A 7,524-nucleotide genomic window follows, 5' to 3' on the forward strand; every position below is an offset into this window, starting at 1 on the left:
GCTGGAGAACTTCGCGGGCTGCTCGGTGGTCATCTCCCACGACCGCTGGTTCCTGGACCGCACCTGCACCCACATCCTGGCGTGGGAGGGCACCGACGACAACCCGGCCTCCTGGTTCTGGTTCGAGGGCAACTTCGAGGCCTACGAGGCCAACAAGATCGAGCGCCTCGGCCCCGAAGCCGCTCGCCCCCACCGCGTCACCCACCGCAAGCTCACCCGCGGATAGTCACCACCCCAACCGATTCCGCCGCGTCCCGCTTCCCTCCCGAGGGAGGTGGACCGCGGCGGACCGGGAGGGGCGACCTTCACCGTTCGCGTTGCGATGGTCGGCCCGTACTGCGGTCGGGATGCTCGCTGCGCGTTCTCTGCCTCCGGAATCTAACGGGTGAAGGTCGCTGGAGCCGCAGAATGCCGTTTGATTCAACGGAACATCGGCTCTGTGGGCGCAGAATTCCCGTGAGTGGGTGTCCGTGCGGCATATGACGCCGTACGAAAGATGGTGTGGGGCAAGGGGGAGTAGCTTGTCCGGTGGTGCCGTTGCCGGTCGGGGCGGCATGGTGTGACGCCGGAGGGATCGGGGTCCGATCGATGGATCGGGCGTTTGGTTCATCACGGTGGGTGTGCGGTTGATGCATCTGTCACCTGCTTGTTGGTCTAGCGGTTGTTTGCTGGAGGGTTGTGGGTTCGCTGGGTGGCGGGATAGGGCACCGCTGGTGAACGGCTATTCGGCAGCGAACTAGGTGGTTTCGCATTCGCACATTTGCGTGAATTGTGCTTGGGTGCAAGGTTTGTCGGGGGCGACCTGGAGGTTTCGGGCGAGGGTTTGGGGCCGCGAACCGTCTGGTTCGTCCGTATTGTGAGACGCGGCGCGGCATTGAGAGGAATTCAGCCCGGCACATCTTGCGCCCAGCTACTCTCGCATCGGCGTCACTTTGTTACGGAACCGAATCCGAGGAGTTGGCGAAATGACGGTCTCGTCCGAATTGTCCAGCGCAGCCTGGGCTGCGAGTTTGCCCGCGTCGCTGCGTGGCAACCTGGTATCCCTGGAGGAGGCGTACTTCCGACATGTGGACGCCGGGGACGCGGACTGCGCCATCCCGACGACCTCCACCCATATCTTCCGCTGCCATGTCGATCTGGCCATCGAGCGCACCCCCGGCACCGCGAATGTCCGTGTGTACCAGGCGGATGACGAGGCCGGCCTGGGTGTCGCGGTCCAGATGGTCACCGATGACATGCCCCTGCTGGTCGAGTCGGTCACCTCGTCGCTGAGCCGCATCGGCGTCAGCGTCAGTGAGGTGGTGCACCCCATCTTCGAGGTGACCCGTGACGCCGCGGGTCGCCTGGAAACTGCGGTGCCACACGAGGTCGACGGCAACGGCTCCACCGGTCTGCGCGAGTCCTGGATGCACGTCCAGCTGCATCCCGCCACCAGTCCCGCCCAGCTCGCGAAGATCGAGACCGCGCTGCCCGACGTGCTCACCGACGTGCGCCGCGTCATCGAGGACACCGAGGCCATGCGCGAGGCCCAGGAACGCGTCGCCGACGAACTCGACTCCGCCGCCGCCAAGGGTAGATCCGACTTTCCCGCAACGGATCTCACCGACTGCGCCAACCTGCTGCGCTGGCTGGCCGACGGTCACTTCACCGTGCTCGGCTACGCCCGCTACGAACGCAGCACCGTCGACGGTCAGGCCAAGTCGATCATCGTGCCGGAGACCAGCCTCGGCGTGCTGCGCCCCAATGTCGGCACCGACTTCCGCGTGCCCGACAACAGCGGCGACCAGCCGCTCATCATGCTCACCCAGGGCCTGGTCCCGGCCACCGTGCACCGCGCGGTCTACCCGTACTTCGTCGGCGTCGCCGAGATGGACGAATCCGGCGCGGTCACCGGTGAGCACCTGTTCATCGGCGTCTTCACCGTCACCGCCCTGCACGAGAACGTGCTCGACATCCCGGTCATCGAGCGCCGGGTGCGCTCGCTCATCGAGGCCAGCGGCTTCGATCTGGAGTCCTTCTCCGGCCAGGAGATGCTCGAGGTCATCCAGTCCTTCCCCCGCACCGAACTGTTCTCCTCCGACGGCGACACCCTGCGCCGCACCGCCAGCGCCGTTCTGAATGTCGGTATGCGCCGCCAGGTTCGGCTGTTCATGCGCATGGACGGCTACGGCCGCTTCGTGGCCTGCATGGTGTACCTGCCGCGGGACCGCTACACCACCCGGGTGCGCCTGGAGATCCAGGACATCCTGACGCGCGAACTGGGCGGCGTCTCCATCGACTACTCGGACGGCGGCGCTGTCGTTGTCCACCAGCCACCGCAGCACGATGCCGTCGATGGTGTTGAGGATGAATCGTGACAGGGTGCCGACCGGAACGGTCCACTGGGTGCCGGTGGCCTCGCGCGCGTGCTCGCAGACATCGGCGACGGTGGAGTCGTTGAAGGTGTATTGCTCGCGGGCGATGGCGAGTTTCGCGGGTGTGGCTTCGCCTTCGCGCAATGCGTAGGTGGTGGTTTCGTAGGTGAGCAGCTGGCGTTCGGGCGTGGCTTCGATGTTGAGCCACATCAGTTCGAGGCCGGCGCGCACCAATTGTTGAAGCGCTTCTTTTCCGGTTCCGACGTCCTGCCATACCGCTTCGTTGGCGTCGACGGAATCACGCAATTCCATCGAGAGCGCCTTGACCAGCTCGGTCATCAGCTGATCTTTGTTTTCGAAACAGTAATGCACCACACCGAGGGAAACACCGGCTGCCTGGGCAACATCGCGCGTGGTAACTCCTGCCACGCCCTTCTTTTCGGCAAGGCCGATGGCCGCCTCGATAAGGTGGGCCCGTCGTTCTTCGACGCTCAATCGGGAGGACACTCCAGGGAGTTAAGCGTCCGCGACGCGTGCAGTCAATTCGCACGCTCCGCAAGTTCGTTTTGCGCACCCGGTCTGGACCGCCGGTTTGCCCGGCATTCCAGACATTCGTTACGTCGGGGTGGAGTTTGTAAAGACGTCACCCCAAGCCGTAAAGACTCAGTCCAGGCCGAGTTGTGCGCCTTTGTCACCGCGCCGCGCACCCCGGCGCTGAATCGCGAAGATCGTGTAGCCGAGCAGCCCCACGCCGAGACCCATCAGACATACCGGGCGCGCGGTCGCCCAGGCGTCGTTCGCCCACACCGCGATCGTCGCGATCAGGAAACCGAGGGTGCCCACGGCCAGCACGGGACGCGGGTCGGTGAAGCGCGGGGGAATCTCCGGCACAGTCGGCGTGGTCACCCCCTCAGAGTAGTGGGCCGCACGCGAACAGCCGACTCGTACGCGAGCGGTCCCGTATCGTTTGCCTCTGTGACAACGCCTTCCGACATTCGAGCGCTCGCCGGTGAACTTTCGCTGGCGGTGGTGCGCTTGACTCGGCATCTGCGGGGCCGGCGGGCCGATGCCCAGATTTCGCTGACCCAGCTGTCCGCGCTCGCGACGCTGAATCGGGAGGGCGCCATGACGCCGGGCACCCTGGCCGCCAAGGAGCGGGTGCAGCCGCCGTCGATGACCCGGGTCATCGCGTCGCTGTCGGAATTGGATCTGGTGGAACGCAATCCGCACCCCACCGACGGGCGGCAGATCATCGTGTCGCTGTCGGAGGCCGGGCGGGCGCTGATCCAGGACGAGAACCAGGCCCGCGAGGCGTGGATGACCGATCAGCTCGCCAGCCTGAGCCCCGACCAGGTGAAGGTCCTCACCGAGGCCGTCGGCATCATGAAGCAGATCGTCGACGAGTCCGAGTAGCTCAGTAGGCGAATCGTCGGTCGCTGTCGACGATTTCGCGGCCCAGCGGGAACAGTGACACCGGGATCAGCTTGAGATTGGCCCAGGCGAACGGGATTCCGATGATGGTGACGGCCAGCGCGATGCTCGTCATCAGGTGACCCAGCGCCAGCCACCAGCCCGCCACGATGATCCAGATGATGTTGCCGAGCATGGACCCCACGCCCGCGCTCGGCTTCTCCACGGCCTCACGGCCGAAGGGCCACAGCACGAAGTTCGCGATCCGGAACGACGCGATCCCCCACGGGATGGTCACGATCAGCACGCAGCAGATCAGCCCGGCGATCACATAACCGATGGCCATCCAGAAGCCGACGAGCACGAGCCACAGGACGTTGAGAATCAGCTGGATGGGTTTCACGCACTCCAGCATGCCAGCGCCGCACGGCCGCTCACCACCGGGAAAACCCTGACTTCGCCGTGGGGGCACCGATCCGGGTCTCGCCCGTATCGGGTGAAATGCGGTAATCGATCGTTTCGAGTAACGACTCGCTGCTAATCTCTCGCTATCTTGGCTCATTCCAGTTCCAACCCTGCATTCCGGTGCGTATGAAATGGGGAGCGAATCTTGAGCAAAACAATGCGACTATCGGCGGGCCTGACCGCGTTGATACTCGCCGCCACCGGCGCCCTCGCCGCGTGCAGCAGCGACAAGTCCTCGGATTCCGGGTCGTCGACCACGTCGAAAAACGCCGCGGCCACCGATTCCGGTCCGGCTCGCAATCCTTATCTCGCCGCCGACCAATTCGGCATCACCCACATCGACTCCGGGCAGAGCGACAGTTTCACGGCCGCGGTGCCGCGCGGAACCTTCCACATCGATCCGGCGCAGATGCCGCGTGTGCCCGGCGGCCCGGTCAACATCATGACCCTGGCCTCTCCCGATCCGAACTACTGGTGGGTCTCCTCCACCTCGGGTCCCCGGTATGTCGACGTCTCCGGCGGCGGCTTCAAGGAAATCGCGTCCATGGATACCCCCGGCATCACGCCGATCCCCACCGCCGCGCTCGACCAGGTGCTGAACCAGCAGTACACCGACACCGGTCAGATCGAGGCCGCGGTCGCGCAGGATTGGCCGGGCCAGAACTGGCAGCGGCTTGTCAACGGCGTTTACGGCCTGGTGGACAAGGACAATCACCTCTACTACATCAATCAGAACTCCGAGCTGTTCGTCTTCGGGCTGAAGGACAAGGACAAGCCCGCCGACGGACTGCAGGTCATCGCGCAGCGCGACCTGAAGCCCATGCTGGGCACCGAACTCACCTCGCTCGGCTCGCCCGAGACGATCGTCGGCCTGAGCATGACCTACGACGGTCAACTGCTCGCGCTGGCGTCGCGTGACCTGTTCGCACTGAACCGGGATCTCACCGGCGATCCCGTGCGGTTGCGCATCGGCGACGACGAGACCGTCTCGAACTCGATGGCGGTCGATCCGGACGGCGGCCTCTACTTCGCCTCCGACAAGATCATGCGAAAAGTGGTGTGGAAGAACGGAAAACTCTCCACCGACGCGGCCGACGGCGCCTGGTCTTCGCCCTACGACTTCGGCCGCCAGCCCCCGGCGGTGAAGTTCGGCACCGGCACCGGCTCCACTCCGACCCTGATGGGCTTCGGCAAGGACAGCGACCAACTGGTGGTGATCACCGACGGCGCCGACCACATGAAGCTGGTCGCCTTCTGGCGCAACAAGATTCCCGAGGGCTTCCAGCAGAAGCCGGACACCAAGTCCGATCGCATCGCCGATCAGATCGCGGTGACGGCCGGATTGCCGGATCCACTACCGGAATTCGTGCAGTCCGAGCAGTCGGTGGTGGTCACCGGTTACGGCGCGTTCGTGGTCCAGAACATCGGCGACGGCGGTTCCCCGGACCGGCTGGTCGACGTGCTGGCCAACGGCCCGGTCGCCACGCCACCGCACGGCATGCAGCGCTTCGAGTGGGATCCGAAGGCGCACAGCTGGAGTTCGGTCTGGACCCGCGGTGACGTGGTGTCGACCTCCATGGTCCCGGCCGTCTCCAGCGGAGCCGGGATAGTGTTCGTCAACGGCTACTCCAAGGCCGATGGCTGGGAGGTCACCGGCCTCGACTGGAAGACCGGAGAGACGGTGCACCGCACCGTCTTCGGTCAATCCAATCTCGGCAACGGCGCGTATGCGCTGATCGAGGCGCTCCCGAACGGCGACCTGCTGTTCAACAGTGTGGGCGGCCCGTTCCGCGCCAAGATCGCGAAGTAGCCGCTCAGAAGAACCAGCCGAGCTCCGCGTCCCGATCCGAGGCGAACGCCTCGTCGAAGGCGCGGAGCTTTGCCGTGTCCTTGGCCTGAATCCGGTTGGCGGCGGCGAAGACCCGGGCCTGGTGCGCGCCGAAGTAGAGGCTGCCCAAGACGTCGATGCCGAGCTCGATGTCCGGGGCACGGTCGGTGCGCTCGCATTCCGCGATGCCGTCGCGCACGCGCAGCGCGAAGCTGCCGCCCGCGTCGCGGAACGGATCCTCCACGGACAGGACGATATCCAGATCCCGTTGGTAGGTGCGGGCGGTGAGGGCGGCGGGGACGTCCATGATCCGGGTCCACAGGGTGTCGTGGCGGCCGGTGACGCGGATCAGGCGCGGATCGGTGACCAGCCAGGGGAGTGGATCGTGGTCGGGGAGTTCGGCTTCGATGGTGTGCACCAGGTCCAGGCTCAGCAGGACGCGCCACAGCGCGACGTGCGCCTCCGGCGTGATGGCCCGCAGGTCGTGCACGGTGGCGGTGTTCTTGCCCTCGGAATTCCAGGCGCGGCGCAGGATCGCGTAGCCGTCGGGATGGGTCAGGAAGAACAGCGGCGAACCGCCCTCCTGCTGGACCGGGTCCGCGAATACCCGCTGCTGCCAGCGGGACTCGGGCTTGGCCTGCGCGCCGGGAACCAGTCGCCGCCAGCGGTCGTAGATCTCGGGGATCGCCGTCTTGGCTTCCTCGAGCGAGATCACCTGTACGCCACCGGGATCCGGTGTGGTGGTGCGGAATTCGGCGGTGCGCCCGCGAATGGAGACTTCGTTCACGACGATCGACGGGCCGTAGCCGAAGCGGCCGTAGATGGTGCCCTCGCTGGCGGTGAAGATGGTCAGCGGGACGCCGTCGGACTCGGTGCGCCGATGCATCTCGGTGTACAGCGCCCGCAGGATGCCGCGCCGCCGATGGGTGGGCGCGACCACGACATTGGTGATTCCGCTGGCCCGCACGGTGCGCGCACCGGGGACCGTGACGGTCATGGTGAGATCGTTGGCGTGGCCGACGATGCGGTCGCCGTCCACGGCGACCAGGGCTCGCTCGGTGGGAAAGACTTGGGGACCGTACTCCACATCGGCCGGTCCGGATCGCATTCCGAAACTGATTTCGGAGAGCCTGGAAATCGCCGGGCGCTCATCCGCTCGTGCCGAACGCACGGTAATGCCATTCGTCGATGCCATGCCCTCGAACATCCCACGAATTTCGGGCATCCGCACCCCGATTTTCTCCGGTGTCACCTGCCGTCCCCGCCGCGGCAGGTGACACCGGAGTTCGAGTTTCCCCCCGGTTCCCCCTCGTTTCCCCCGGGATCCGCGTTCCCTCGAACGTCCCCCCGGATCCCATGTCCCCCCCGATTCCCCCGTTGCCCCCCGGATCCCCCGATCCCCCCGCCCCCGGTTCCCCCGAACCGATTACGAGTGCCTCAGCGCTCCGATGCTTCCCTGCCTTCCCG

Annotated in this window: 6 protein-coding genes and 2 pseudogenes; 4 read left to right on the plus strand and 4 right to left on the minus strand. The window is 65.8% G+C overall.

Annotated features, from left to right (window positions below; translation table 11 throughout):
- Both ACWELQ_RS31745 and ACWELQ_RS31750 read left to right on the plus strand, forming a co-directional pair.
- A pseudogene (locus ACWELQ_RS31745) lies at nucleotides 1-226 on the plus strand (energy-dependent translational throttle protein EttA); the annotation flags it as partial.
- A gap of 739 nt (nucleotides 227-965) precedes the next feature.
- A complete protein-coding gene (locus tag ACWELQ_RS31750; protein ID WP_452400718.1) occupies nucleotides 966-2,357 on the plus strand; it encodes a hypothetical protein in 1,392 nt (463 codons plus the stop codon).
- Nucleotides 2,358-2,696: 339 nt separating this feature from the next.
- On the opposite strand, the pseudogene ACWELQ_RS31755 reads toward ACWELQ_RS31750, so the two are convergent.
- Both ACWELQ_RS31755 and ACWELQ_RS31760 read right to left on the minus strand, forming a co-directional pair.
- Nucleotides 2,697-2,861: pseudogene (locus ACWELQ_RS31755) on the minus strand (TetR/AcrR family transcriptional regulator); the annotation flags it as partial.
- 156 nt (nucleotides 2,862-3,017) lie between these two features.
- Nucleotides 3,018-3,260 carry a DUF2530 domain-containing protein gene (locus ACWELQ_RS31760; RefSeq protein ID WP_452400719.1) on the minus strand — a complete coding sequence of 81 codons (243 nt, stop codon included), beginning with the start codon at nucleotides 3,258-3,260 and terminating at the stop codon, nucleotides 3,018-3,020.
- A gap of 69 nt (nucleotides 3,261-3,329) precedes the next feature.
- Between ACWELQ_RS31760 and ACWELQ_RS31765 the strand changes: the two genes are divergently transcribed.
- Entirely contained in the window at nucleotides 3,330-3,767 is a 438-nt protein-coding gene (locus ACWELQ_RS31765) for a MarR family winged helix-turn-helix transcriptional regulator (RefSeq protein WP_452400720.1), read from the plus strand.
- Nucleotide 3,768: 1 nt separating this feature from the next.
- On the opposite strand, the gene ACWELQ_RS31770 is transcribed toward ACWELQ_RS31765, so the two are convergent.
- A complete protein-coding gene (locus ACWELQ_RS31770) occupies nucleotides 3,769-4,158 on the minus strand; it encodes a YccF domain-containing protein (RefSeq protein WP_452400723.1) in 390 nt (129 codons plus the stop codon).
- 216 nt (nucleotides 4,159-4,374) lie between these two features.
- Here ACWELQ_RS31770 and ACWELQ_RS31775 point away from each other — a divergent pair, with 216 nt between their 5' ends.
- Nucleotides 4,375-6,039 carry a hypothetical protein gene (locus tag ACWELQ_RS31775; RefSeq protein ID WP_452400721.1) on the plus strand — a complete coding sequence of 555 codons (1,665 nt, stop codon included), beginning with the start codon at nucleotides 4,375-4,377 and terminating at the stop codon, nucleotides 6,037-6,039.
- A 4-nt stretch (nucleotides 6,040-6,043) separates the two neighbouring features.
- On the opposite strand, the gene ACWELQ_RS31780 is transcribed toward ACWELQ_RS31775, so the two are convergent.
- Nucleotides 6,044-7,252 (minus strand): GNAT family N-acetyltransferase, encoded by a 1,209-nt coding sequence (locus ACWELQ_RS31780; protein ID WP_452400722.1) that lies wholly within the window; start codon nucleotides 7,250-7,252, stop codon nucleotides 6,044-6,046.
- Nucleotides 7,253-7,524 lie beyond the last annotated feature (272 nt).

It is taken from the genome of Nocardia sp. NPDC004722 (assembly GCF_053601505.1).